This window comes from Nostoc sp. CALU 546 (assembly GCF_048836525.1).
In genome coordinates this window covers 23,936-49,918 of sequence record NZ_JAWJTF010000014.1, presented here as the reverse complement: position 1 = coordinate 49,918, position 25,983 = coordinate 23,936, and the positions used below count along the sequence as shown (strand labels likewise).

Sequence of the window (25,983 nt, the reverse complement as noted above, 5' to 3'; positions counted from 1 at the left end):
ACATAACTAATAACTCATAACTAATAACTCATAACTTATAACTTATAACTCGTAACTAAAGACGGATCTATCTTCATCAGGAATGCTGAGTGCAATTAATTTTATTTTTTACTCAGCACTCGGAACTGGCTTAACCCTAGCTATCCGCTAACAGAACTCAGCGCTGTTCAGTTACCACAAAGCTCGAATTGGTTCATTGCCTTGATTGACATCGTTTGATGGCGTGTCTGTTCCGGAAGTATCTGTGCCGTCTGTTGTATTGTCAGCAGGTGATGTTGAGTCATCAGAAGGATTTTGGGCAACGCTACTCCTGTTGTCAGGTCTTGGGGCTACAATAGTGCGTCTATTTTCGTTTGTTTCGGTTGTTTCAGTTCCTTCAGTTGCAGTTTCCTCATTCTTGCTGCCAGCACTGCTATTAACATTGATATTAGCTGGCAGGACTTGTGATTTCTTGTCACTGGGAGCGTTAGCGCTTTGTACGCCCATAGGAAAGTTGATGCCCAGTAATGTACCAAGCAGAATGGCTAAACCTCCAGCCATTAAAATTAAAGGTGTCCATCTACCCATCTTGTCTTAACTCCTTTTTAACCTTTTGGTGTCCACACTATTCGAGAACCTTGTCCCCAAAATCCATCAAACTTTGTCACTTTCACATCGCCCAAAACTTGAGTTTGACAGGCTAAACGCAAGTCTGTTGTAGGAGAATGGGGAGGAAGCGAACGCCGTGCTCGATCACGCCAATTCGCTGCTGATAGTTTGCCCTCTACCTTAACCGCGCAGGTACCGCAACTGCCAATGCCCCGACAGTTTATTACCTTAGCACCGTCATTGTAGAGTTCAATACCATTTTGCAGCAAAATTTTTCGGAGATTGGTTCCCTGTTCGCACTCAATTGTTTTACCTTGAGCTAGTATCTTAGGCATTTTTAAATTGCCAAACTGGCTTTTTGTTGTATATTGACACATTGCCTTGAAAGTTGTCTCGTCGGTCCCAGTTTTATGACCACAAATTCCTCACCTCAACTTTGGCTCTATGACACTACACTACGGGATGGCACTCAGCGCGAGGGGCTATCGGTATCGATAGAAGATAAGTTACGCATTGCCCGTAGACTTGATCAACTGGGAATTCCCTTCATTGAAGGCGGTTGGCCTGGTGCCAATCCCAAGGATGTACAATTTTTCTGGCAACTTCAAGAAGATCCGCTCAAACAGGCTGAAATTGTTGCTTTTTGTTCGACTCGACGCCCCAATTCCACTGCCGCCACCGAACCGATGCTACAGGATATTTTGGCTGCGGGAACTCGCTGGGTAACGATTTTTGGCAAGTCTTGGGATTTACACGTGACAACCGGACTTAAAACGACATTAGAAGAAAATTTGGCAATGATTCGTGACACTATTGAGTACCTCCGTTCTCAAGGGCGTCGCATTATCTACGATGCCGAACATTGGTTTGATGGCTACAAGCACAATCGAGATTATGCTTTACAGACATTAGAGGCTGCGATCGCATCTGGTGCTGAATGGCTAGTCCTCTGTGATACCAATGGCGGCACTTTACCCCATGAAATTAGCCAAATTGTTCAAGATGTCATCAGGGTAACTGGGGAATGGGGCATGGGGCATAGGGCATGGGGCATGGGGAAAGAATCTACCCAATCACCAATGCCCAATGCCCAATGCCCAATGCCCCAAATTGGAATTCATACTCATAACGATTCGGAAATGGCGGTTGCTAACGCAATAGCCGCCGTGATGGCAGGGGCAAAGATGGTACAGGGTACAATTAACGGATATGGTGAACGTTGCGGTAATGCTAACCTCTGTTCGTTAATTCCCAATTTACAACTGAAGGCGGGTTACAGTTGTATCACAGAAGACCAGCTCACACAACTTACAGAAGCTAGTCGTTTTGTGAGTGAGGTTGTCAACCTTGCACCAGATGAACATGCTCCCTTTGTGGGACGTTCGGCTTTTGCCCACAAGGGCGGTATTCATGTATCAGCAGTGGAACGTAATCCCCTGACTTACGAACACATTCAACCGGAACAAGTCGGAAATCGTCGCCGCATTGTGATTTCTGAACAGTCTGGACTCAGCAATGTTTTAGCCAAAGCCCGCAGTTTTGGCATTGAACTAGATCAACAAAAGGCAGAAGCCAGGGAAATTCTCCAGCGCCTCAAAGATTTGGAGAGTGAAGGATTTCAATTTGAAGCAGCCGAGGCTAGTTTTGTGCTGTTGATGCACGAAGCTTTGGGAGATCGCCAGAAGTTTTTTGAAGTCAAAGGTTTCCAAGTCCACTGTGACTTGATTGAGGGGAAAGAAACTAGCAATGCCCTAGCTACTGTCAAAGTCGCCGTTGAAGGGAAAAATATTTTGGAGGCAGCGGAAGGTAACGGGCCTGTTGCAGCTTTGGATGCAGCTTTACGCAAGGCTTTGGTGAACTTTTATCCCCAAATTGCAACCTTTGATTTGACAGATTACAAAGTACGGATTCTCAACGGACATACGGGCACTGCGGCGAAAACTCGTGTGTTGGTAGAATCGGGCAATGGTCGTCAACGCTGGACGACGGTAGGGGTTTCTACCAATATTTTGGCGGCTTCCTATCAAGCTGTGGTGGAGGGCTTGGAATATGGTTTGTTATTACACTCCCAAGCGGAAGCGGCGGTGAAAGCTTCTAGTTGACAAAAGGGACGTGTAGTGTATTGAAGGAGGCAGAAGGCAGGAGGCAGGAGGCAGGAGGCTCTTATGTTTTACCTCAGTTGGGGATTCAAACCCCTCCTGAAAAAGAGCCACAAAACTAGAATTTTTGGAGTTCTTGTCTTAAACCCTTGCTCCATTAGGTCGCGGGCTGTTACAGATAGCGCAGCGGTAGCTCAGGAAAGGAGCGTCGGGCAGTTTTCCTCTACTCTTGACTGCCCTCTGCCTCCAACATCCTCGATCAAAGTTTGCGTTTTTGGATGAGAAGAGGAAGCGATCGCACATTGGCGATCGCTTTCTCCGATTATTTATCAACAATTGGGTAATCATCAGCCAGATAATTTAACCGTCTAGTACAGCACGGCGGAAATAAACCACCCATTCCCAATCAACAAAACCCTTACGCTGTTTTAATTTTTAATTTTTAATTTTTAATTCCGCCTTGCGGTACTAGCCACCATTTATAACTGCTTTGGGGTTAATCTTTTACACTAGCTGGTATATTATTTCTCTGCAAGTCCCTAATGCTAGTTTTTATCAACCTCAAGATATTGCTAAATTAGTTACCTAAGAACTTCATAACTTTCTACTAAAGTTTTTAGCCGCATATAATTCGGATTACAACATCATTAAATTAGTCTGATTTTTGTGTAAATAATGCATTGATTATCGTCTATTTCAATTAGTAGATGAGTTGAAATATTGACTAGATAAACTATTGATTCAGGGTGAGTTGACCACACCCAATATCAGGCATTTTAAAGGTATGCATCATCCTTTACTATTGATTCTCGTTAAAGTCACTATTTTTTCTCTGATGTTAGCCATAGGGAGCAACCTCTCTTTTGAAAAGATGCTTTCCTTCTGGCGAAAACCTGCTTTAGTATTCCGTGTGCTTCTAGCCGTTATTGTGCTAGTTCCTCTAGTGGTTATTTTCTTGCTGAAGCTGTTTAACTTACCATCAGAAGTGATGATAGGGTTGGCTTTGTTAGCAGCTTCACCAGGTGCGCCTCTAAGCACAAAGCGATCGCAAACGGCTGGAGGCAGGTTATGCTATGCAGCGAGTCTTCAGGTAACCCTGGCAATACTTGCGGTTTTTGTTACTCCCCTCACTTTAGAGATTTTCGCCACTTTATTTAAAAATATTTCGCAAAAGGTGGCAATTTCAGAAGTTGCCCAGCAAGTCATTCTGGTACAGTTATTGCCTGTCAGTCTCGGTCTTTTGATTCAAAAGTTCGCTCCTACATTTGCTAAAAAGATTGCCCAACATTTAACTTTTATTGCTAACGGTGTTTTTTCGGTATTGGTCGTTTTAGCTTGCATCTTAGGGCTTCCGCTGTTTTTCCAAGTTGGGGAATTACCACTCGTTGCGATCGCGATTATGGTGATTGCTTCTTTAGGAATTGGACACGCTTTAGGCAGACTTGATGATGATACGCGGTCTATCTTGGCAATTTTCTGTATTGCTCGCAATTTTGGTTTAGCTTTATTTATCGCTATTTTGAATCATATACAGCAGCAGGTGATTCCGACACTGGTAGCTTATGTAATTTTGGGAGCTTTTGTAGGTCTTCCTTACTCAATCTGGAATAAGCGCAGATTAGCCGGATTGAGTCGGGAAATTAACTCGTTATGAGTCAGCCACTCGTCAACCTAGATAAGGAGTTTAGGTTTATGTCTCTTCGTGAATACAAACCCGGAAATACTTTCCCTGGTGTGATTGGACGGACAGTTGATAAATCCAGTCCTGCTTGGCCAGAACCTTTGCGAGCCAAAGAAGGCACACCAAACGTGCTATTTATCGTCTTCGATGATACGGGCTTTGGCCAATTTGGGAGTTACGGAAGTCCGATCAAAACACCCAACCTAGACACATTAGCCGCCAATGGCTTGCGCTACAACAATCTACACACGACAGCGTTGTGTTCACCCACCCGTTCTTGTCTGCTGACTGGCCGCAATCACCATTCCAACGCCATGTCCTGCATTACAGAAGGTTCTACCGGTTATCCAGGTGGTAATGGGAATATTCCCTTTGAAAATGGGTTTCTCTCGGAGATATTACTACAGAAGGGTTATAACACCTATGCGATCGGGAAGTGGCATTTAACACCCTCAGACCAGCTTTCTGCCGCCGGTCCCTACGATCGCTGGCCTCTCGGTCGCGGTTTTGAACGTTTTTATGGTTTTCTGGGAGGAGAAACCCACCAGTATTATCCCGAATTGGTTTATGATAACCACACCGTCAAGCCAGAAAAGACCCCCGCAGAAGGCTACCATTTAACCGAAGACTTAGCAGATAAAGCAATTAGCTTCATCGCTGATGCCAAGCAGGTTGCCCCCGATAAGCCCTTCTTCATGTATTTCTGTCCTGGTGCGATGCACGCCCCTCATCATGTGCCAAAAGAATGGGCTGATGCCTACGCCGGACAGTTTGATGATGGTTGGGAAGCTTACAGGGAAAAGGTTTTTGCCCGTCAGCAGGAAATGGGTATCGTCCCCGCCGATGCCGAACTCTCCCGCCATGATCCCGATGTCTCTCACTGGGATACTCTCTCAGCAGCAGAAAAACGGCTTTATGCCCGTATGATGGAAGTCTTTGCTGGCTTTTTAACCCATACTGACTACCACATTGGTCGCTTACTCAACTTCCTCAAATCTATCGGCGAGTTCGACAATACTGTAATTATGGTCATCTCGGATAATGGGGCAAGTTCGGAAGGTGGGCCCACTGGTTCGGTTAATGAGAACCTCTTTTTTAACAATGTGCCAGAATCCCTAGAGGAAAATCTCAAGGCACTCGATAAGCTAGGCAGTCCAGAAACCTTCAACCATTATGCGTGGGGCTGGACTTGGGCAGGTAATACGCCTTTTCGTCGTTGGAAACGGGAAACTTATCGGGGTGGAATCAGCGATCCTTTGATCGTCCATTGGACTAAAGGCATTGAGGCAAAAGGCGAAATCCGTACTCAGTATGCCCATGCCATTGACCTAGTACCGACGGTGCTTGACCTACTAAAAATTGAACCACCCACAACTATCAAGGGTGTTACTCAATCCCCCCTTGAAGGTGTAAGCTTCGCCCATACTTTTAATCATACTGACGCACCCACTAAGCATCTTACCCAGTATTTCGAGATGATGGGACATCGCTCTCTTTACTATGATGGCTGGCGGGCGGTTTGTCCTTGGCCTGGTCCATCATTTACAGAAGCAGGGCAGTTTTTTGGTGCGTCAATCTCAGCCCAAACCCTTACAGACTTGGATACCCATCATTGGGAACTGTATCATGTCGCATCAGATTTTGCGGAAAATCACGACATTGCTGCTGACAACCGCTCTAAGCTAATTGAGATGATTGCTACTTGGTATGTAGAGGCGGGTAAATATAATGTGTTACCTGTAGATGGACGTGGTACGCAACGACTGGCAGAAGAACGTCCTCAGATTGCTGTCAATCGTACCCGGTATATTTACTATCCCGATACTCAGGCGATTCCAGCCAATAGTGCCGTCAGAGTGCTAAATCGTCCCCATAGTATTACGGCTGATGTCGAAATTCCCATCGGTGGCGCAGAAGGAGTATTACTTGCTCACGGGGGTAATGATAGTGGCTACTCTTTCTATGTCAAAGATGGCAAACTTCACTGGGTTCATAACTATGTAGCGCGATCGCTCTATCATGTAGAGTCTGTAGAGTCAGTCCCGGAGGGTCGCCATCAGTTGCGCTTTGAGTTTAAAGTGACGGGTCAGCCGGATTTAGCGAAGGGGAAAGGAGCGCCAGGTCGCGCCCAACTTTATATCGATGGGAAATTAGTCGGACAAGCTGATATCCCTGTAACTACTCCCTTAGCACTAGGTCTGACCAGTGGCGTGACTTGTGGGATAGCCCCTGGTGCACCTGTAACACCCGATTATGAACCACCCTTCAAGTTTACAGGCAAGATTTATCGTGCGATCGTGGATGTTAGTGGAGATTTGATTCAAGACACAGAAGCCGAGATGCGTACTGTTATGGCACGACAGTAGGTGGATGCCGTCGCAATACGGTTCAGTTAAAGGGGAAAGGGGAAAGGTTTTAAATACAGCTACCCCTTACCCTTTAACCTTTTCCCAGACCACAAGAAAAGTGAAGAGTGCTTATCCGAACAGTCTTGGATGCCGTCCCTGTCTTATTGGCATTTAGATACCATCTGTGTACTGCTGTTGTGCGAGAATGGCTCAAAAAATCCGTTTTGCCAAAAAAAGTACAAATATTTACATCAAAAATGCAGATTTTTTAATAGCAATCAACTGCAAAAACTGAACTTCATTTTTTTGCGTTGCTCCCTTCTATATCGCGCCAATTAGCAACCCATCTCTTAACTCCAACAGGCTCTCCACCTCCTGTAGAAATATCTCCACCAAAATAAACCCCGTATGGCATCTTTACAGAGGATCGTTTGCTATCACAACTTTCACGAGGAAGATTATAGATATTAATTCCCATGCTTATTGATGGATCTGTTTCGCTTATATCTTCTTTTTGGGCACTATTGGGAGAATACATTGTGATGTTCATGACTACAAATCTTCGCTTTTCATTACAAATTGAATATACTTAAATGACTCAATCCTTTGGAAGTCCCTTTAGAAAATCAGAAACTTCTACTTTGAGTTGGTTAATCTCTACGAGATAGCTATATCTAGAAGATTCCAAAGATGTCATTTCACTTACTATTCTATCAGATTCTAAGGCCTTCTCTCTTGCTTTGTCTATATTGTTAGTAATATAATATGCCACTGCTAAATTGAAGAAGGTTTCGGGTCTTTTATCTCCTAGATCAATTGCTTTTTCATAGTTTTTTATGGATTCTTCATAATCCTGTTTGGCAACTGTATTATCCTCAGTCATTCCTGTGTTCTTAAATTGCCCCCATTGAAAATAAACTTCAGCTAGATTTGCGTAGATTATGTAATCTTTAGCTCCTTGCTCAATTGCTTTTTTGTAGTAATCAATAGCTTTGTCATATTTCCCTTCAAATATCTTGAGATACCCATAGTGAATATAAGTGATAGTAAGCTCTGGAGACAGTTCAATGGCTCTATCAAAATCACGACTAGCTTGCTTGGCATATTCCGAGGAATAATTTAACTTTTGCACCTTCGCTTCCTTACTCAATTCTACATAGGCAAACCCCCGTCGCGCATAGTGTAGTGCCGGATTTTCATCGCTAAGAGCAATAGCTTGACTAATTTTTTCAACTGCCTTTTGATAATGCCCTGTGTTAAGCAAGACTAATCCCCAAGTTGCCCATAGTGCAGCAGGACGATAGCCTAATAAATACGCCCGTTCCAGGTCAAAAGCTGCTTCTATAAAATTCTTTTCTGATGTTCCTAGAGTGTTTCTAATTGTTCCTCGATTGTAGTAAGCAGTAGCAAGGCTATCATTATGCTGTAATGCTATTTCAAGATTTTCCAAGGCTGTAATGAAGTTACCTTGTTCCATGTAAGCTACTGCACGATTATTAAATGCGTCTGCATTATAAGGCACTATTCTGATAGCAAATGTGTTGTCAGAAATAGCTTTTTCATAATAATTTTGAGCGTTGGTATAATGAAATAGGATTTCGTTTTGCAATTTTGTGATTTCATTGGTTGCATTTACAGGTATATCTTCATTTGGCTTTTGTTTTACCAGAACATCTTTCTCTTTCTCCTTCTGTTTTTTCAGGGCATCTTTCAAGTTTCCCTGATCTCTTTCTTGATTTCCCAGAGCAATGTATATCAAACTCCGTCCGATATAAGCCCCAACTTGAAGGTCAATTTTTAAAGAGCGTTCATAAGCCTCTAGAGCATTCTCTAATTTATTGAGCAAATAATATCGTATTCCCAATTGCACCCATCCCTCAGCGGTTGAACGAGTCGGGCGGCTGAATTGCAATTGAGCATAAATTCTACTAACTTGATTTTCAATTACTTCTCTTTGCTGCGGAGTTAAGCTTTCTCCATAACTACCTCTGGTAAAATCAACAACTTCGCCACCGAAATCTATAGAGCGTATTATTTCCTTTGCCCCTCGCTTTGCTTGCTCACGCGTAATATTTTCAAGATTCTTGTAATACTCCTCTATCCGCACATAATTAGGATAATTTGAGTAATCACAAAGACGTTCTAATTCTGTTAAGTTAAATCCTAATCCAACTAAAAGTTTGCTGTAATCCTCTTGAAGTGAAATTTTATTCGGCGTTGCTTTAACGTGAGAACTAATTTCATTTAAAATATCTAATAGCTTGTGTTTCTCATCTATTCGATTTTGTTGAGTTTTATTTGGAATATTTTGACTATAATTATTTCTCCCTTCTTGTTTCACTTCTGCTTCGTATACTTTTAATTTTATTTGGTTGAGTAGAGTATATAACTCGTGATATGTTGTAATTTGAAACGCAATAAATTGTTCAGTTCTTGTTCCTGCTTTCATGTGCAAGATTGCCTGGTCAATCCAATTTATTACTTGCATAGTATCAAATTGGGTAGTTAAAAGCAGTTTGGAAATATCAGCAGTCGCTAAACTTTGAGCATCATCAATTCCCAATTCTTCTAATCGCGCTTGATGCCATTCATTGATACCTAAAATTTTTCTTAAAGGAAGCTCATTATATTGATAAAGTGTTGGATCTCGAAAAGCGCGTTTACCAACAAGAACAATCCAGCGTAAACCTTGTTCTGGGAAAAATCCAATCAGAAAAGCTAATATCTGCCACGGAAGAAGTTTTTCTGCATAATCATTTTTCCGATTGATATTTGATTTATCTTTATCAGGTATCTGTTGTTCAGAAGATGGATTTTGTTGTTGTACGATACTACTGTCAGATACCTTCGCAGTGCTTGAAATAGGGGATAATGATTCCTGGGGCATTTCTGATATCAGATATCCTTGTTCAATTAATAACCCTATTCCAAATGCTATTGCTCCAGAAACTAGAATACGTAGGACGATAGTGGCATAAACTTGAGGTTGTAGGTCAAATGTATTGTAACGACGTATTACAAGCCGAATTCCAAACAAATAAGCTCCTAAGAAAGAATAAAAAATTATTCCTAATTGAGTACTAGTAAGCAAATTTTTAATTGGATTATCTGGTTCTATTTTACTGATATAATAAACTGTCAGAACAAGTGTTGATATTGAAGTAAGTAGAAGTATAAAACTTCCAAACTGAATTGGATCGTAAACTGTTTTATATAGCTGATCAAAATTATTATATTCATCTTCAGTAACCAAGCCTAATAGCTTCAAATCATTTTTAATACGTTCAGCTTGAGTTCGTTCTCTTCTATAAAAAAGATAAGCAAAATATGAAGCAGGAAATATTCCTACTGTTGCTATGATCACAACTAAAAAGCTTATATAAAAGCCACTGTTATTAATATCTAAAATATTCTTATTGGTCAGAGAAAAGATTATTGCAAGGCTCAAGCCAATAGCGTAAAGTGTTGTCAAAAAAACAACTCCGCTATTGTATGCAAAAGTAATAGAGAAAAGTGATAGCTTTTGCATCTTTTTGAAAAAACTGTATATCTTTTTAGGTCGGGAGTTATTTCGTCGAAACTGTGAGTCTGGCATAAATATTATATAGGAATCCGATTTTATTCCTGAACTTATTTGTATAGGGAGGGAACTCTGAACAGCTAAGAAGGAAATAGATATGTAGTGAGTTTTTTCAAAAATAAAATAGGATTTATATGTTGGATTGCAATATATAAAAATGTATTATTTGATACTAGCTATTGCGTAATAGTATATTGAATTTTTTTAAACATTAATATATTACACAAGATGAATTGATAAGATTTCGGAAAAGAGCTTCCCGAATTTCGTAGGTGATTAGGCATGGGTTTTTAGACCACAAAAAAGCCTCAAGTATGGTAATTATTTATTATTAAGTAAAAAATAAAGCTTGCTTTAATAAGCATTTTCCGAAGCTTATCTAAGGAAATCTCGCTTGGGTGAGGTACAAGAACCCCACCCCAACCCCCTCCCCGCAGGCAAAGAGGGGACTATTAGCTCATGTGATTAGGAAACGCTATAAGCTGAAATGGTTTAGCTAAAATTCTTTTTCAAGCAATCGAACTCAATTTAAAAAGGTAAAAGTAATTACTTTTACCTTTCGCCTTTTCCTGATTAGTGCCCGGTGCTGATATGGTTAATTTAGTGGCTGCTGTGCCATAAATGTAAAAATAGCAAACCTATTGCCAATCCATGCTGGCAACTATTGTTACTTTATACCTAAAATGCGTAGGCGCAGCCCGCCGCAGGCATCGCCAATATTCCAATATTTAGGTACAGACCTAGAAATCTAATGCTGCGACAAAAACTTTATCATATACAAGGTTTTAGGAGAAATTTTCCCAGGATTGAGCAACTAATTGGCTCAACCAGCGACGTTGTTGCTGATCCAGCAGTGAATCATCTGCTAGCAACTGAGCGGTTAATTCTTCCAAAGATTGACCTTGAGCGCGGACAATTTTAATAACTCCAGCGATCGCACTAGCAACTAGTTCTTCATCAATCGGCTGTTGTCTTAGGTCAATAATTTCTTGGGGACTGTCTGGAATGGGATAATTCATGGCGTGGGTTTACAGAAATACAAAATGAACAATAAATTTGACAAACTCTTAAAATTTCTTCACTGAATCTTTACGAAGCTAGTTAGGGCGGAGTCTACATTACTTCGTGCCTTAATAAAATCTGTCTTAGTGAGTAGATTGATGGGAGATGTCAGGAAAAGATGAGAGAAATCCTTTATTTAGAAATTCCAACTCCGGATATAGCAACTGTGCGTAGCTGGTTACAAACAGATTTTGAACCCGGAAATGGAGAAAAACTGCTTACCTCAGAAGGCTTTCGCCTCAAAATACCCAGTGCTACTACAACTGCTGGAGTGGCTCTTTCCGAAAACTTACCTGCGGAACTTTCGGTATTTGTCTGGTCGGTGCAACGAACTACCTATCTAAAAGTGTTTCGTTGGGCAGAACAACCCTTTCCCAGTGAGGGAGAAATCCTGCAACGCTTGACTAAAGAAATCAGAAGCCGTTTTCCGCATCATTACCCAGAACCGCCAGCAATTGATTTATCCCAGCAATCGATTTTTGCAGCTCTAGGCTCTGCTTACCCCCTCACCGTCAAGTATTTTCAGAAAATGCCCAACGGTGAATATGATCTAACCCGTGCCTACTGGTGGGAACAACGATGGCGCGAAGGGGTACGGAATCCGCAGCAGCCCCGGCAAGTTGTGTTTTCTAGTCCAGGGGACAGGGGACAGGGGACAGGGGACAGGGAAAAAGGTAATTCTGATACCCAATCCCTAATTACTAATCCCCAGTACGACATCATTTACATTGGTGGCGCACTAGGCGTAATCCATGCAGCACTGATGGCAAAACTGGGATATAAAGTCCTGCTGGTGGAACGAATGCCCTTTGGACGGATGAACCGAGAATGGAATATTTCTCGCGATGAGATTCAAAGCTTGGTTAACCTGGGTTTAGTCACCCCCGCTGAGTTAGAAACCATCATTGCCAGAGAATACAAAGACGGATTCAATAAGTTTTTTGATGCTAATAATCCAGCCAAACTGCGATCGCCCATCCTCCACACACCCACAGTCCTAAATTTAGGTTTAGATTCCGAAAAATGGCTCCAAATGTGTGGGCAAAAACTGCAAGCGGCAGGCGGTGAAATTTGGGATGAAACAGAGTTTATCCGTGCAGATATTGATATATCACAAGTAGTTTTGCAAGTCAAGCACTTGCCCAGTCAGATTGAAAAGCAAGTAAGTGGGCGACTGCTAATAGATGCAATGGGAACTGCGTCTCCCATCGCTTGGCAATTAAATGGTGGTCGTGCCTTTGATAGTGTCTGTCCGACAGTGGGAGCGGTAATTGAGAGCGGATTTGAGCCGGGAGTATGGGATTCCCAATATGGGGACGTTCTTTACAGTCATGGGGATATTTCGCGGGGAAGGCAGTTGATTTGGGAATTGTTTCCCGCAGCAGATGATGAACTGACGATTTATTTATTTCATTACCACGAAGTCAATGCTGAAAATCCCGGTTCTTTGCTAGAGATGTACGAAGACTTTTTCACAATTTTGCCAGAGTATCGCAGGTGCGATATGGACAAATTGGTGTGGAAGAAGCCGACATTTGGGTATATACCAGGGCATTTTAGTCTGGGAAGTCGCGATCGCACAGTTGCCTTTGATCGATTGATTGCGATCGGTGATGCTGCATCACTTCAATCTCCCCTCGTTTTCACTGGTTTTGGTTCCCTAGTTCGCAACTTAGAGCGCTTAACAACGCTGTTGGATACTGCCCTCAAACATGACTTGTTGAGTTTCCGCCACTTGAACCAAATACGCGCTTACCAAAGCAACGTTTCCGTGACTTGGCTATTTTCCAAAGGGATGATGGTTCCCACAGGGAAATTTTTACCACCCCAGCGGATTAACTCTATGCTCAACACCTTTTTTGGGCTGTTAGCAGACGAACCGCCAGAGGTGGCAGATAACTTTATCAAAGATCGGTGTGATTGGTTAACCTTTAACCGCCTAGCACTCAAAGCAGCTAGGAAAAATCCTGCCTTGCTTTTATGGATTTGGGAACTTGCTGGGCCCAGGGATTTGCTCAGATGGCTTGGTAGTTATTTCAACTTTGGTCGTCATGCCCTAGTTAGTGCTTTATTAAGTCCGTGGTTCCCGCACTTCTTGAATCGGGTAGGTTTTTGGCTAGAACCCCGGAATCCAGGCTTGTGGCTGTGGCTGTTGGCGATTAATTATGCGATCGCCACAGGCAAACCGCGATCGCACTCTCAGGTAGTAAAATCCAACCCAGAAGCCATAATTCCGAAGTCAGAAGTCAGAATTAGTCATTAGGCATGGGGTATGGGGCATTACTCACTTGACTCCTAACTCCTAACTCATCAAGTAATAAGTAGTGAGTAATGAGTAAGGAGTAATGAGTTTCATAGTGGATCAGAAATGGGCATTTACTTATTACTTATTACTCCTAACTCCTAACTCTTGGGGCGAAAATTCGGCAGTTCTACAGATGCCAATGACTTACGCCCCTTGGGTGGACGCTGGGGATAAACTACTGGTGAAGGTGACTTGTCATCATTGGTATTATCACCTAATAACTCTGAAGACAAATCACTTGCTGACAATTGCGAAACTTCTGACCAGTAGTCTTCAGTTTCTCCAACAGGCGTCTTGGTGTGAGGTGGAGTGGAGGAAATCGGTAAGTTATTGGCTGGTGAAATCACAGAATCCGTCGTCCAAGAATTAGAGGTAGTTGCAGGGGAATCTATTTCTGCCTCCAACTGCTCCTTCTGTGGATTTTCTAGTTCTTCATCGTCTTCTAAGATTGTTGCTAAAGTCTCCCAGATGGGCGCATCACCTACATCCGTTGTCGCAGTAGGTGGTGGTGATGCCGATGTAGGCTGGGAAGTAAAAAACATTTGGATTAGACTATCTAATTGTTGATCTAAATTTGATGAACCCAAAGGTGAAACAACTTCCGTTGTATCTGAAGAATCATCAATGTCTGGAGATGATCCTGGCTGTGTTGGTGCTGGCGTATCTTTCTTAACTGTCCAGTTCCAAGGAGATGATGGCGTCGGAGTGGCTTCATTTCTTTGGAATGGGATTGGTGCTGAGGGTTCGCCCCAAGAATTATCTAGATTATCAGTCAAAGATTCTGATTCTGCTGACCAAGGTTGAATTGGATGTGCATTCGGAAACAAAGACCGAGCTTTTCTAGAGAATCTTCCTTGTCCACTAGTTATATCTTTAGGATGTTTTGCAGCATCCTCTAGGGAGTCATAGCTAGGAACCGATGTATCTAAACATTTTTCTAGAGCTGCTTTGAATTGCAACGTCTGGCGTTGTTGTCGCATCAGTCTAGTACGTAACTCCCGACAAGCCGTTTCTGACTGTAATAGCTGCTGGGATTGTTCGCTATTGTTAGTGTGTAACAACGTACATTCTCGCTCTAGCTGGGCAAGGCGTTGTTGGCTAATTTGTAACTGTGCTTTATAAGTATCAATGAAAATTTCCTGGCGTTGAACAGTTTGTACAGCAGTTTCTAATTGTTGAAATAGAGACTTTATCTGTTCTTGAGCCGCCGCTAGTTCCTGAGTATGTTGGTTGAGCATCGACTCACTAACGCTAGAACGCGTTTTCTGCCACTGCAAAACCTTTTCTGACTCAGTTAGGTTGTCTTTTAGCTGCTCTACTTGTTCATACAAGTTATTGTTAGCTGCACGTAATTCTTCGTTCAATGCCAGCAGGTTTTGAAATTCCGAGTCAATAAGTGCTTGTTTGCCGCTTTCAGGCTCTGCAACCCAGTCCTGCTGGGCGGTATCTTGTGAAAATTGTGTATCTTCAGCTGGCATGAGGAGTGGCAGTTTTCTAACTGTCATATTGTCATTAGGCACAACTGAGTAAAAGGGACAACTCGCCTGCTCTGATTGTGGCGAATTAGCAGAATTTAGGGATTCCATCACAGCCCCCTTGTTTGAGGTGTCAGCTTCATTCATCACTCTTGACTCACCCGCTTAAAAATATTCAGCAGTGCTGGCATTAGCATTGCTTATCAACTGTGTCTAATCAGGGTTTGCTCTAGAAGCTAAGTTTAACTCTCTCCAAGCACCAGCAATTAATCATCAATTGGTGTTCCCCATTTTGTATCTAGACTGATGCCGTTATAACACTATGATGCTCTGCCCCGTCAAGAAGAGGTGGAAGGGGAACTCGGGCCGCCTTCGAGGATAGGTGGGAGGGAGAAGAAACCCGATACGTTAAAAACGAAACTTTATTAGCTAATGAAATTTTTCTACATGAAAAACTGCCTCACCTTATAGTTTATTTTTTACAACCGCATCCGTCTTAAGACACAAATCAAAAATGTCTCCTTCAACACAATTTTGTACTGACTTATTTCTTACTTAAGATAGATGTCCGTACAAGTATCTACTATTCGATGATAATTCTGTCATCTGAGCGATCGCTATTTAATGTCGGCAAACAACTAAGAGCTTCTGCCATAACTGCAATGTTAGGAAATAATAACAAATACGAATATATACTTATAAGTTTTTCTTAAAAGGGTAATAAATAATATAAGTAAAATAATGAATTTTTTTTAAAGACTAATTTCAACTTGGTACGGGCTTTTTTCTCGGTAAATACAGCCCTAGCAAGCAATTCCAGCCTTAGTTAGTGAGGGGCTTTTTGTATTAACTTGCCTTCAATATGTCAAGTTTGTTTAATGAGTACAAGAAAATTGTCTAAAGTATACTTGACTACTTATCAATATTATTTACATTGTATATTTATTAGCAAAAACTTTATTCTAATCAAGTATTAATACGGATATCAATTTTAATTGACTTATTAAAGAATAATTGTATTAACCGAGTTTTCCACTAGCAATAAAGTAGTTATAAAGACCATAATTACTGCCTATTTATATAAATGTGGCGCGAAACAAAGCGTTGTGGCAGTTAGGTTTTTCCAAAAAATCCAAATTTAAAATAGGGGTGCTAAAGATGACTGACGTACTTGCAATGGGCGCAAATATACAGCAAAAAACCGCACAATTACCGCTGGTTGCAGAAAATTTTGACAGTTTTTGGGATAAAGAAATCAGACCGTTATTCACAGATGAATCTCTATCTTTTAAGGTGAAAACTCTTAACGGAAAATATGTCAAGTACGTCAACTTGGATAATGGAGCTACAACCACTCCCTTTGCAACCCTTAAGCAGCATGTGGACGAAATGCTTGACACTTATGGCAGTGTGCATCGAGGTTCTGGGCAAAAGTCCATCATAACTACACGAGAATATGACGCTAGTCGGAACGTGATTCGGGACTTTGTAGGGTCATCTTCAGACAACTATGTAATCTTTGCGAAGAATACAACAGAAGCAATTAACGGAGCCGCCACACTGTGGGCAAAAAAACCTGGGAAAATCTTAGTTTCTGATATCGAACATTCATCCAACCTACTACCTTGGGTCACTAGAGATGAAGTTGTGCAGTACAGAACCCAGCCGGATGGAAGTGTAAGTGTTACAGAAATTGAAGATATCTTCAAGGCACACCAAAATCTCCCCGAAGCCGAACAAATTAAGTTAGTAACTATTACAGGTGCTTCAACAATTACAGGTTACAGACCCCCGATTTACGAAATTGCAGCTTTAGCACATCGGTATGGTGCAAAGATATTTGCCGATGTGTGTCAGTTAATTCAGCATGAACAAGTAAACATGGGTGCAGATGATGACCCATGTCATTTAGATTTTGTAGCTTTTTCTGGACACAAGATGTATGCGCCCTATGGAACTGGGGTTTTGCTGGGGCCAAAGGAATTTTTTGATAGTTCCTACCCTTATCAAATCGGGGGTGGCAACCTGCCTTATATCACCAGAAATCTAGAAATCAAGCGTTTTTATACAGAACGGGCCCATGACCCCGGAACACCAAACGCAATGGGTGCGATCGCCATTGCCAAGGCAATTGAAATTATTGAAGGATTAGGGCGCGATCGCATCGCTCAGTATGAACACTCTCTAGTTGAATTCACATATACACGGCTTCAAAGTATTCCTGGCGTTAAAGTACATATTCCCGGAGATAATTTAGCCCATGTTATTCCCTTTGATATTGATGGGTTTGATGGACGCTTAGTGGCAGAAATTCTGGCACAAGAATACGGCATTGGGGTTCGGGCTGGGGCTTTCTGCACTTATGAATACATTCGCAAGCTCAAGAATATTTCAGACGAGCAAGACTGTGAGATTGCCAAGGAAGTAGACAGAGGAATTACGCGCAACATTCCTAGTATTATCCGAGCCAGCTTTGCTGTATATAATACATTGGAAGACTGCGATCGCTTTATAGATGCGATCGCTCAAATAGCTAAAAACGGATTGACTCATTATTTGCCCAACTACACACAAGATCAGACAACTGGTGTTTGGACAGCGATAGACAGCTAGTAGTCTGCCAACCCAAAAATGCTAAGTGAGGACTGGGGAAAGGGGAAAGGGAAAAGGGTAAGGGATTTAAACCCTTTACCCATTCCCCCTTCCCCTTTAAAGAGCCAAGTTCACTTGGCGAACTACTAGTATTTTTAGGGCATGGGGCATGGGGCATTGGAAAGAGACAAGTAAGAAGCTTGTTCAATAATTCTTCCTCATCTCTTCCTGCTCCTTAGTTTTCTGTGTCTTAATTACGAATTACGTTAGCGCAGCGTTAGCGACGCAGGAGCGTCATTACGAATTACGAATTAAAAGGGGGTAATAGCTTGAGCGATGAAAACCTCTTTGACCAAGAGGATTATCTACAGGCACGGGTTGATCAGTGCATCTGGCAAAAAAGTACAGATGCAGGTATTTCGCGCCAGCACTTTCTGAAAATACTAGCCACTATGGTTGGCGCAACAGCCATTGGAGGATTAGCTAAACCCGCACCGGCTCATAGTCAGGCAGCTATTAAAACTAAAGGCAGCAAAATACTTAAGCCATTGCCTCCAGGGTATATCTCTCATAGCAAAGGCACATTAGAGATGAACTGGGAAGCGATGTATGGGCGTGGTTATTTAGTACCAAATGATTGGTTCTATGTTCACAACCGCCATACGCCTCCCCCTTTTGACCCGATTACATGGCGTTTGCAGATTCACGGAACTGGCGTTTCTGCCCCCTGCGAGTTCACTTACGATGAAATCGTTGCGATGCCGTCCATCTCAGTCACTTGTGCCATTGAGTGTGCTGCTAATGGTCGGCGCTTCTTTGAAGAGGCTTACAACACACCACTCTCTGGAGCAAAATGGAGACTTGGAGCTATTGGCGTAGCTGAGTGGACTGGTGTACCGCTTGGTATGTTATTAGAGCGAGCTGGATTGAAAACCACAGCGAAAGATGTACTAGTTGAGGGTGCAGATGTGGATTCGCTGGACTCAAAGGGGACGAATAAATCCAAGTTCAGCAATGTAGTTCCAATTAGTAAGGCATTAGCAGATAATTCCCTCGTTGTCTATGCAATGAATGGAGAAGCATTACCTCCAGATCACGGTCAGCCTTGCCGTGTCTTATTCCCTGGTTGGGGAGGAAACGCCAACGTTAAATGGATTGAGCGGATTGAAGTTTCGGAAACACCGATATATACCCAGTGGGTGACAGAGCAAATGGTGCTGGTTGGTGCAGATTATCCAGCGATCGCACCATATAAAGGTAAGCTGATTACCTACCAAAATGTTAAGAGCGCTTTCGAGTTGGCTTGGCCGGCTACGCTTTCGGCTCGAACTCACTTGCTGCGTGGACGTTCTTGGTCTGGGAAAGGAAAGATTGTACGTGTGGAAGTTAGCCTAGATGGCGGTAAAACTTGGCAATTTGCACGACTGAGAGAACCAAACTTTCCATTTGCATGGGTACGCTGGGACATTGAATGGAACCCAATTCCTGGGGAATATTTTCTCCAAGCTCGTGCTACTGACAACTTAGGTAATACACAACCGACTACAGTTCCGTGGAATGATTCTGGATTGCTATACGGAGGCATTGTTAGCCATCCGGTGACAGTACAGGGAGTTAGTCATTAGTCATTAGTCATTTGTTGATGCTCAATGCCCACTCAGCACTATCAGTTCTCTAGAAAAAGACCTATTTATGATTGATTATAGTTGGTTGATTTTAGTGACGGGGGGTCTCATATCTGGAGTCATAGCTGGACTTTTAGGAATAGGTGGCGGTATTGTCACAATTCCTCTTTTAGTCACACTAGGTTATACTCCCGTTCAGGCGATCGCTACTAGTAGCCTTGCTATTGTGATTACTTCAATTTCTGGAAGTTTGCAAAATTGGTGGATGGGCTACTTTGACTTTAAACGAGTAATTTACTTAGGAATTCCAGCTTTTCTAACTACTGGAATAGGTGTATATTTCGCCAATAAAATTCCATCTTATATAATACTTTTTACATTTGGTATCATACTACTTGCTAATATTTATCTGATTGAGCTTCGCAAGCAATTGGCCTTCAAGGAAACAGAGGATACAGCCCCAGCATTTAACCCATTGGTTTCTAAAATCGGCACTGGGGGAGCAGCAGGAATTTTAGCAGGTTTATTCGGTTTAGGTGGCGGTACAATTATGGTGCCACTGCAAATGTTGCTATTAGGAGAAGACATTAAAGTAGCAATTCAAACTAGTTTGGGTGTAATTGTCATAACTGCTTTAGCTGCCTGCACAGGACACACACTAGAGGGAAATATTCTGTTTGTTCAAGGTATAGTTTTGGGATGTGGAGGTCTTTTAGGCGTTCAGATGAGTACTCGCACATTGCCAAAACTACCAGATTCCACAGTGAGTTTAGGACTTCGTATTTTCTTAGGAATACTATCAATCTATATTTTTTGGGAAGCTTGGACAAATTATCAATTCATGGTTTTAAAATCTCCAGTAAATGAAAATTTGTTAGCTTTTTACCAAGAAAGAGTCATGATAATTCGTAGTTCGTAGTTCAAAACTGTTACTAACAAAGGCAGGAGTAGGAGAGATTTATCCCTTCTTCTAAATGCCCGAACCTTCTAACTACTGTCAGGAGCGAATGGCACTAAGTTAAGACATAGCCCTTGTTCTGACTGGTTCCCAGCCTGGAGGCTGGGAATCCATTCTGGGAGGCTCCGCCTCCAGTAGCTTGAATTGAGGCAGAGCCTCTTTTAAATACATTCCCAGCCTGGAGGCTGGGAATGAGACGACACAAGCTTTTGGGCTTCTTAGTGCCATTCTGTCAGGAGCAAAGTTTTAATTTTAAGACCCTCCTCTCCTGCCTCCTTCGTCAAGGTAGCCACCGGGGATGAAACCCAGCTAAGGGAAGTTGTTCTGGTCTAATTTCAACTGTCGCAGCATCGGCGATGGGTAACAAAGGCATTAACCACAGGCTACTGGTATCGATCGCATCTCCATCATCAGTTTTCAAAGTGTTGGGGGGCAATGATGCTGGGGGATTTGTCTGCGGTACTACTTGGTCAAATAACAAGCCCAAACCGTCGGCAGATAAACTCATTTGCACATTCCGTTGAGCGGGAGGCAGTACTAGCAGTGGTTTTTGTTGTCCGCTTTTCAGATCAATTGCCACCACATAAGGCTGTTCTATATATTGTTCCTTGGATACTAGCTGTGTTAGCAAGCAGTAGAGAGTGGGTGAGGCAATGTCAAATTGGCAGCTGAGAATTGAGCCTGTAGTTTTTAATAGTTGTTTCTGCACACCTTGGTTTGTCACTAAAAACAAATCTCGTGTGTAATCTGTATTAAACTTTACCATCGCGGCTTGAGAGCCATCTTTGGAGAAAGCCTGTACCAAACCAAACTGCGGCAGAAAATCTAGGGGTTTACTAGCATCACCTTGCAGTGGTAGAATTGCTGCCCCTTGTCCTTGAGCAACTGCTACGGCTTGACTATCGGGTGTGATCATAAAGTCTCCCCCAGGTTGGCTTTGCAGACGTTTAGGGGTGGGTTTTTCTGCTGAACCGTCGCTGTTTGCTGGCATAAACCATAGTCCAAAGTCGCCGGGATTAGTTTTGTTTCCCCGCTGGATGACAATAGTTTCCCCATCAGGTGATAAGTCAAATTTGAGATTTTGATAATCTTTACTATCTAAAATCAGGTCAACTCTACCTGCTGGTTCTACTTCTTCTCCAGATTTACCAGAAACGCCTGTTGTCACTGTGTACAGCTGGGCTGAAAGTAAGTCTTGGTTGTTGCTGGTGCGAGCAGAAAATAAAATTTTCTCGCCGTCAGGAAACGATTCAAAGTCCATTACTACCAAATCTTTGGGGGTAAGTACCCTTTTTTGCTCTTCGGTTAAGTTGTAAAGAACTAATCTTCCCTGTTCTTCTTGATTGGTTCCGATGTAAAGGATGACGCGATCGCGTGTGCGGAAGCTACCTGTAAAGGCCTGTATCACCCGATTTTTGCCTTCTTGCTGGGCAAACTTATCTTTGGCTCCCTGTAACTGCACTTTATAATTCGTGCCATAAGGTGCTGGTGTCACCAGCGTATAAACCATCCGCCGCCCTGCCCAACTGAATTTACCTGCTAGAGGTGGCTCAATTTTTAAGTTCTCCTCTACGCTTTTTACTTCCATTGGGCGGCTAAAGGTGAGAGTGAAGGAGTTATCTTCTGCCCCAATTTGTTGATTTTGCCAGGTAAAGTCCCGGACACGAGCAGTCACCACATCACCTTGCAATATGAGTAACCCAATCAGCACACTCAGCAGTAGCATTAGTGCGATCGCTATCCGATCCAGTGGTTGGATAAATGCTTTAGATTTAGTCATTGATTATTGGGCATTGGGCATGGGGCATTGGGCATTGGTCGTTAGTCATCAACAAATGACAAAGGACTAATGACAAATGACTAATAACTATAAGGATTCTCCGGTTGAGGAATCTTTTTGAGAGAGGTAGCGGCAATGGTAAGTTTGCGTTTATCTCCCAAACTTTCTGTCACCATTTGTCCTTCGACTTCCAGCCAGGTATCAGCGGGGTAACGCTCTTGATTATTTTGTAGTTTAACGGGCAATCCCACAGGGTAAGCATCTGCTGCACAGCAAGTTAGGACAAATCGTGCTAAAAACAAATATTCTTTTCCTATATCGGGTGGGTGGATCACAAATCCCTGCACCTTGACTTTTTGCCCTGTATATGCGTCTGGTTCTGGATAGACATTGAGGGTGCGTACCCAGTCTACGAGCGATCGCTCTTCTGGACGAACAGTAACCCGAAAGGCTTGAGGTTTAACACGTGTGCTTCCCAATAAATCAGTAGTCACACCCCCTTGGAGTGCTTTATCACTAGCAAAAACTTGCGGTGTAATAATAAAACCCAGAATCACTGTAATCAACAAAAAAGCACTGCCCCAACCAGGGGGAAATAAACTAATATGCTGCATGTTTGGCGTCACATCACGGCGACGCCGTTTCCAAAGTTCCTGCATCTTGAATAAACCAATAATGATGAAGCCGATACCAGCCACAATCACTAACCCAAAGAAATTTGGGTGAATCAATAGGTTAAGCTTGTTAGTTTGCCAATATCTCAACATCAAAACACCCCAAGCTGTAATTGCTAGGGCATCCAGCCAAGGGAGTAACAGATTTAGGATTTTAGATTTGGGATTTTTGTTAGTCATTGGTTATTAGTCATTGGTCATTAGTCATTAGTCATTAACAAAGGACAAATGACTAATAATTTCTTAAAAGACGTGCAAGTTCAGGAAAAGAGTGAACAAAAATGTCAACTGTGCTGCTATGGCAAATAAGTAAAAGATAGTTTTGGGTTTAAAAATAGATAACATCAAACCAACGCTTTTGATGTCAATCATTGGCCCAAAGACGAGAAATGCCAACAATGAGCCACTGCTAAAGGTTGAGGCGAAAGATAGAGCGAAGAAAGAATCAACTGTAGAACAAATTGACACCACTACTGCTAATATCAGCATCACCAGAATTGAGGTAATAGGCCCAGCACCCAAACTGAGGATTAAGTCACGGGGGGCTAGGACTTGAATAGCCGCAGCGATCGCACTTCCTAAAATCATCACTCCGCCCAATTCTCGCAATTCTTGGATGCTATTATCCACCACTAGGCGCAGTTTATCTCCAAGCGGTTTACTGGCTGTAGAGATTAAGGTAGGCGGTACTAAATTAGGATCTATCCGCAGAGGTATACCTGCTTTTCCTCCTAAGATATAAGTCCCGGATTGCAAGAGATTCGGTACAGGTGCTTCCTGTTGTACTTGATAACGCTTACCACGGCGTTTGGTTTCAGGTTGTGCGGGTGGATTATACTTCAAATAACGAGCGATCGCAGGTTGGACTATGGGATTTAAGTCCTTTTGAAAACTGAAAACAAAACCGATAATTGTGGCAATGGATAAAGAAAATACAACTCGTAAGACCACTATTTCGGGCTGATCTCGAAATGCTGTCCAAGTTGCCCAAATTACAATTGGGTTAATTGTTGGTGCTGCGAGCAAAAAACCAATTGCGACTGGTGTGGGTACTCCCTGCATTAAGAACCGCCGCGCTACCGGTACATTCCCGCACTCACACACCGGAAATAAAAAGCCGATCATGCTGCCAACTAAAGCACCCAGCAGCGGATTTGTGGGCATTTTTTCTACTAATTTGCGCTCATCAACAAAAAATAGCAGCAAACTGGAGAATAAAACCCCAAGAAGCAAAAAAGGCATCGCCTCGACTAGCAGACTTAAAAATAGCGTAAAACCATTGTTCAATTGATTCATGGGCGTCGCAGTCAAAAGCGGTTTTGAGTTTTAGGGTTCTGCCTAGTCATTCTATCGAAATGGGGATCAAAAGCAGTTCGGGAAAATTAAACATCATTTAAGTAGCAAGTTATCCTACGTTTCAAATAGCGCTTAAACGCTACAAACCTTTGCTTTAGCCAAGATAGTAATTTTTACCTGAGTGCATTTACTGACGATGACCATTTCTAAGATTGTCTAAGTTCAGAAATTGTTCCGATCTAGAGGGCAAGTAGCTGCATAGATTATTTTAAGTTACCTATGTTTATACTTACAGTAATTTGCTGGATAAGATATTAGCTTGGCTGTATTTTCATCAAGTATTTACAGTTATTGAACATTTGCGGTAGGCGTAGCCCGTCGTAGGCATCGCTCTTGGTTGTTAGGTTCATTGATTTTGGCTAGTTATGGCAAAATCTGATCTGAGCTTTGGTTGATTTTTTACTATAAAAACTCTAAAAATGCAAGACCACAGTTTAGCAAACACAAAATATAGCAGGAGGCAGGAGGCTGGAGGCAGAAGGCAGAAGGCTGGAGGCAGAAGGCTGGAGGCAGAAGGCTGGAGGCTGGAGGTAAAAGTATTACTATTCCTAGCCTTGGGGTTTTCAAAATGTCCTAACCTATGTGGCTACGGCTATATAACAATATGGTTCAGTTAAGGGCTAAGTGTACAAAATTGTGGGTTTTCTATACGCGATAAATCGCCGTCTCTACAAGTATTTTGGTCTTATCTGAACCGTATTGGGCTATATAAGACAATTTAGATCCCCGACTTCTTTAAGAAATCGGGGATCTACTTCACTAATTCACGATTATTTTGTAGCATCGTGATTATTTACGTTTTGGTGGAATTCCCCAAATCTTGATTTGTTGGTCAAATCCACCACTGGCAAGAATTTTACCATTTGGACTAAAAGCGATCGCACTTACCCAGTCTGTATGTCCACTTAGTGTATTTACCAACTCGCCTGTAGTTAAATTCCACAATTTAATCCCATCCCTGCCAGCACTAGCAAGGGTTTGTCCATCGGGATTAATGGCGATCGCATTTACCCAGTTATTATGTCCTGTAAGGGTACGGACTATTTCTCCAGTATTAATATTCCACAGTTTGACTGTGCGATCGCGGCTTGCACTAACTAATGTTTGTCCATCTGGTGTAAACATAACAGCGCTAACACCATTAGAATGAGCTGTCAATTCACTAATTAATTGACCAGTACTCAAATTCCACAGCTTAATTACACCCTTATTATCACCACTAGCCAAGGTCTGTCCATCTGGACTAATAGCTAGGGTATAAATCAAATTATCAAAGCGTACTAGAGTTCCTAGAGGGCGTTGCTGTAGCAAATCCCATATCCGAATCCCATCCAAAGCTCCACTAATGAGAACTTTACTATCAGGAGACACCGCTAAAGATAAGACGTTACTGGTATGTCCGACAAAAGAGCGGCTAAATTTAAAATTTTTCAGGCTCCAGAGGTTAATCGTGTTGTCATTACTACAGCTAACGAGGGTTTGACCATCTGGCGAAATAACTAAAGATTCTACAGATGTTTTGTGTGCTTTGTTAATATCCGCCAACTTTTTGCCGTTTGCTGAATTCCAGAGGCGAATTATACCCTCGTTTTCTGCACCTCCACTCACAAGTATTCTGCTATCTGGACTAAAAGCGAGGGATTTAACGGTTCCTTTATGTCCTTTGAGTGTGTAAAGTAATTGGGCATTACCAAAGCTGCTGGTAACTTGGGAATTTGGCGTTACTTCAACAGCAGCATGAGCTTGATGAATGTAAAACCCTCCCCAGGTAGTCACTGGAAGGGCAACAGCTGCCATAAATGCCAGGATAATATACGGACGCAGAAAATTACCCCCACCTCTTCCCTCACTACTCACTCT

Annotated in this window: 17 protein-coding genes; 7 read left to right on the top strand and 10 right to left on the bottom strand. The window is 42.4% G+C overall.

Going from position 1 to position 25,983, the window contains the following annotated elements:
- Positions 1-171: 171 nt before the first annotated feature.
- Both RRG12_RS09680 and RRG12_RS09675 read right to left on the bottom strand, forming a co-directional pair.
- Positions 172-567 (bottom strand): hypothetical protein, encoded by a 396-nt coding sequence (locus tag RRG12_RS09680; RefSeq protein WP_069071025.1) that lies wholly within the window; start codon positions 565-567, stop codon positions 172-174.
- A 17-nt stretch (positions 568-584) separates the two neighbouring features.
- Positions 585-923, bottom strand: coding sequence for a 2Fe-2S iron-sulfur cluster-binding protein (locus RRG12_RS09675; RefSeq protein ID WP_069071031.1), 339 nt, complete (start codon positions 921-923; stop codon positions 585-587).
- 75 nt (positions 924-998) lie between these two features.
- Between RRG12_RS09675 and cimA the strand changes: the two genes are divergently transcribed.
- The 3 genes from cimA (at position 999) to RRG12_RS09660 (ending at position 6,734) form a co-directional block, all read left to right on the top strand.
- Complete coding sequence (gene cimA / locus RRG12_RS09670) at positions 999-2,690, top strand: citramalate synthase (protein WP_420759107.1); 1,692 nt, start codon at positions 999-1,001, stop codon at positions 2,688-2,690.
- Positions 2,691-3,471: 781 nt separating this feature from the next.
- Entirely contained in the window at positions 3,472-4,341 is an 870-nt protein-coding gene (locus RRG12_RS09665) for a bile acid:sodium symporter family protein (protein ID WP_420759106.1), read from the top strand.
- Positions 4,342-4,379: 38 nt separating this feature from the next.
- Positions 4,380-6,734: an arylsulfatase gene (locus RRG12_RS09660; protein WP_420759105.1), complete on the top strand. Its 2,355-nt coding sequence runs from the start codon at positions 4,380-4,382 to the stop codon at positions 6,732-6,734.
- Between the two features lie 280 nt (positions 6,735-7,014).
- Here RRG12_RS09660 and RRG12_RS09655 read toward each other — a convergent pair whose 3' ends face one another.
- The 3 genes from RRG12_RS09655 to RRG12_RS09645 all read right to left on the bottom strand — a co-directional run bounded on the left by RRG12_RS09655 (position 7,015) and on the right by RRG12_RS09645 (position 11,315).
- Positions 7,015-7,266: a hypothetical protein gene (locus tag RRG12_RS09655; protein WP_141699737.1), complete on the bottom strand. Its 252-nt coding sequence runs from the start codon at positions 7,264-7,266 to the stop codon at positions 7,015-7,017.
- Positions 7,267-7,314: 48 nt separating this feature from the next.
- Positions 7,315-10,245 carry a tetratricopeptide repeat protein gene (locus RRG12_RS09650; protein ID WP_420759104.1) on the bottom strand — a complete coding sequence of 977 codons (2,931 nt, stop codon included), beginning with the start codon at positions 10,243-10,245 and terminating at the stop codon, positions 7,315-7,317.
- 836 nt (positions 10,246-11,081) lie between these two features.
- Positions 11,082-11,315: a hypothetical protein gene (locus tag RRG12_RS09645; RefSeq protein ID WP_069071020.1), complete on the bottom strand. Its 234-nt coding sequence runs from the start codon at positions 11,313-11,315 to the stop codon at positions 11,082-11,084.
- Between the two features lie 161 nt (positions 11,316-11,476).
- On the opposite strand from RRG12_RS09645, the gene RRG12_RS09640 reads away from it, so the two are divergent.
- Positions 11,477-13,621: an NAD(P)/FAD-dependent oxidoreductase gene (locus RRG12_RS09640; RefSeq protein ID WP_420759103.1), complete on the top strand. Its 2,145-nt coding sequence runs from the start codon at positions 11,477-11,479 to the stop codon at positions 13,619-13,621.
- Between the two features lie 140 nt (positions 13,622-13,761).
- Here RRG12_RS09640 and RRG12_RS09635 read toward each other — a convergent pair whose 3' ends face one another.
- Entirely contained in the window at positions 13,762-15,285 is a 1,524-nt protein-coding gene (locus RRG12_RS09635) for a hypothetical protein (protein WP_420759102.1), read from the bottom strand.
- A gap of 1,011 nt (positions 15,286-16,296) precedes the next feature.
- On the opposite strand from RRG12_RS09635, the gene RRG12_RS09630 reads away from it, so the two are divergent.
- The 3 genes from RRG12_RS09630 to RRG12_RS09620 all read left to right on the top strand — a co-directional run bounded on the left by RRG12_RS09630 (position 16,297) and on the right by RRG12_RS09620 (position 20,274).
- Positions 16,297-17,751, top strand: a complete 1,455-nt coding sequence (locus tag RRG12_RS09630) for an aminotransferase class V-fold PLP-dependent enzyme (RefSeq protein WP_420759101.1) — start codon at positions 16,297-16,299, stop codon at positions 17,749-17,751.
- A gap of 308 nt (positions 17,752-18,059) precedes the next feature.
- Positions 18,060-19,355, top strand: coding sequence for a sulfite oxidase (locus RRG12_RS09625; RefSeq protein ID WP_420759100.1), 1,296 nt, complete (start codon positions 18,060-18,062; stop codon positions 19,353-19,355).
- A 67-nt stretch (positions 19,356-19,422) separates the two neighbouring features.
- Positions 19,423-20,274, top strand: coding sequence for a sulfite exporter TauE/SafE family protein (locus RRG12_RS09620; RefSeq protein ID WP_420759099.1), 852 nt, complete (start codon positions 19,423-19,425; stop codon positions 20,272-20,274).
- Positions 20,275-20,593: 319 nt separating this feature from the next.
- Here RRG12_RS09620 and RRG12_RS09615 read toward each other — a convergent pair whose 3' ends face one another.
- The 4 genes from RRG12_RS09615 to RRG12_RS09600 form a co-directional block, all read right to left on the bottom strand.
- Positions 20,594-22,093 carry a hypothetical protein gene (locus RRG12_RS09615; protein WP_420759098.1) on the bottom strand — a complete coding sequence of 500 codons (1,500 nt, stop codon included), beginning with the start codon at positions 22,091-22,093 and terminating at the stop codon, positions 20,594-20,596.
- An 80-nt stretch (positions 22,094-22,173) separates the two neighbouring features.
- Positions 22,174-22,947 (bottom strand): TIGR03943 family putative permease subunit, encoded by a 774-nt coding sequence (locus RRG12_RS09610; RefSeq protein ID WP_069071015.1) that lies wholly within the window; start codon positions 22,945-22,947, stop codon positions 22,174-22,176.
- A 63-nt stretch (positions 22,948-23,010) separates the two neighbouring features.
- On the bottom strand, positions 23,011-24,063 hold the full coding sequence (locus RRG12_RS09605; RefSeq protein WP_069071014.1) for a permease: 1,053 nt from the start codon (positions 24,061-24,063) through the stop codon (positions 23,011-23,013).
- Positions 24,064-24,912: 849 nt separating this feature from the next.
- The gene (locus tag RRG12_RS09600; protein WP_420759150.1) at positions 24,913-25,920 is read right to left on the bottom strand and encodes a WD40 repeat domain-containing protein; all 1,008 of its coding nucleotides are present in this window, start codon (positions 25,918-25,920) and stop codon (positions 24,913-24,915) included.
- Positions 25,921-25,983 lie beyond the last annotated feature (63 nt).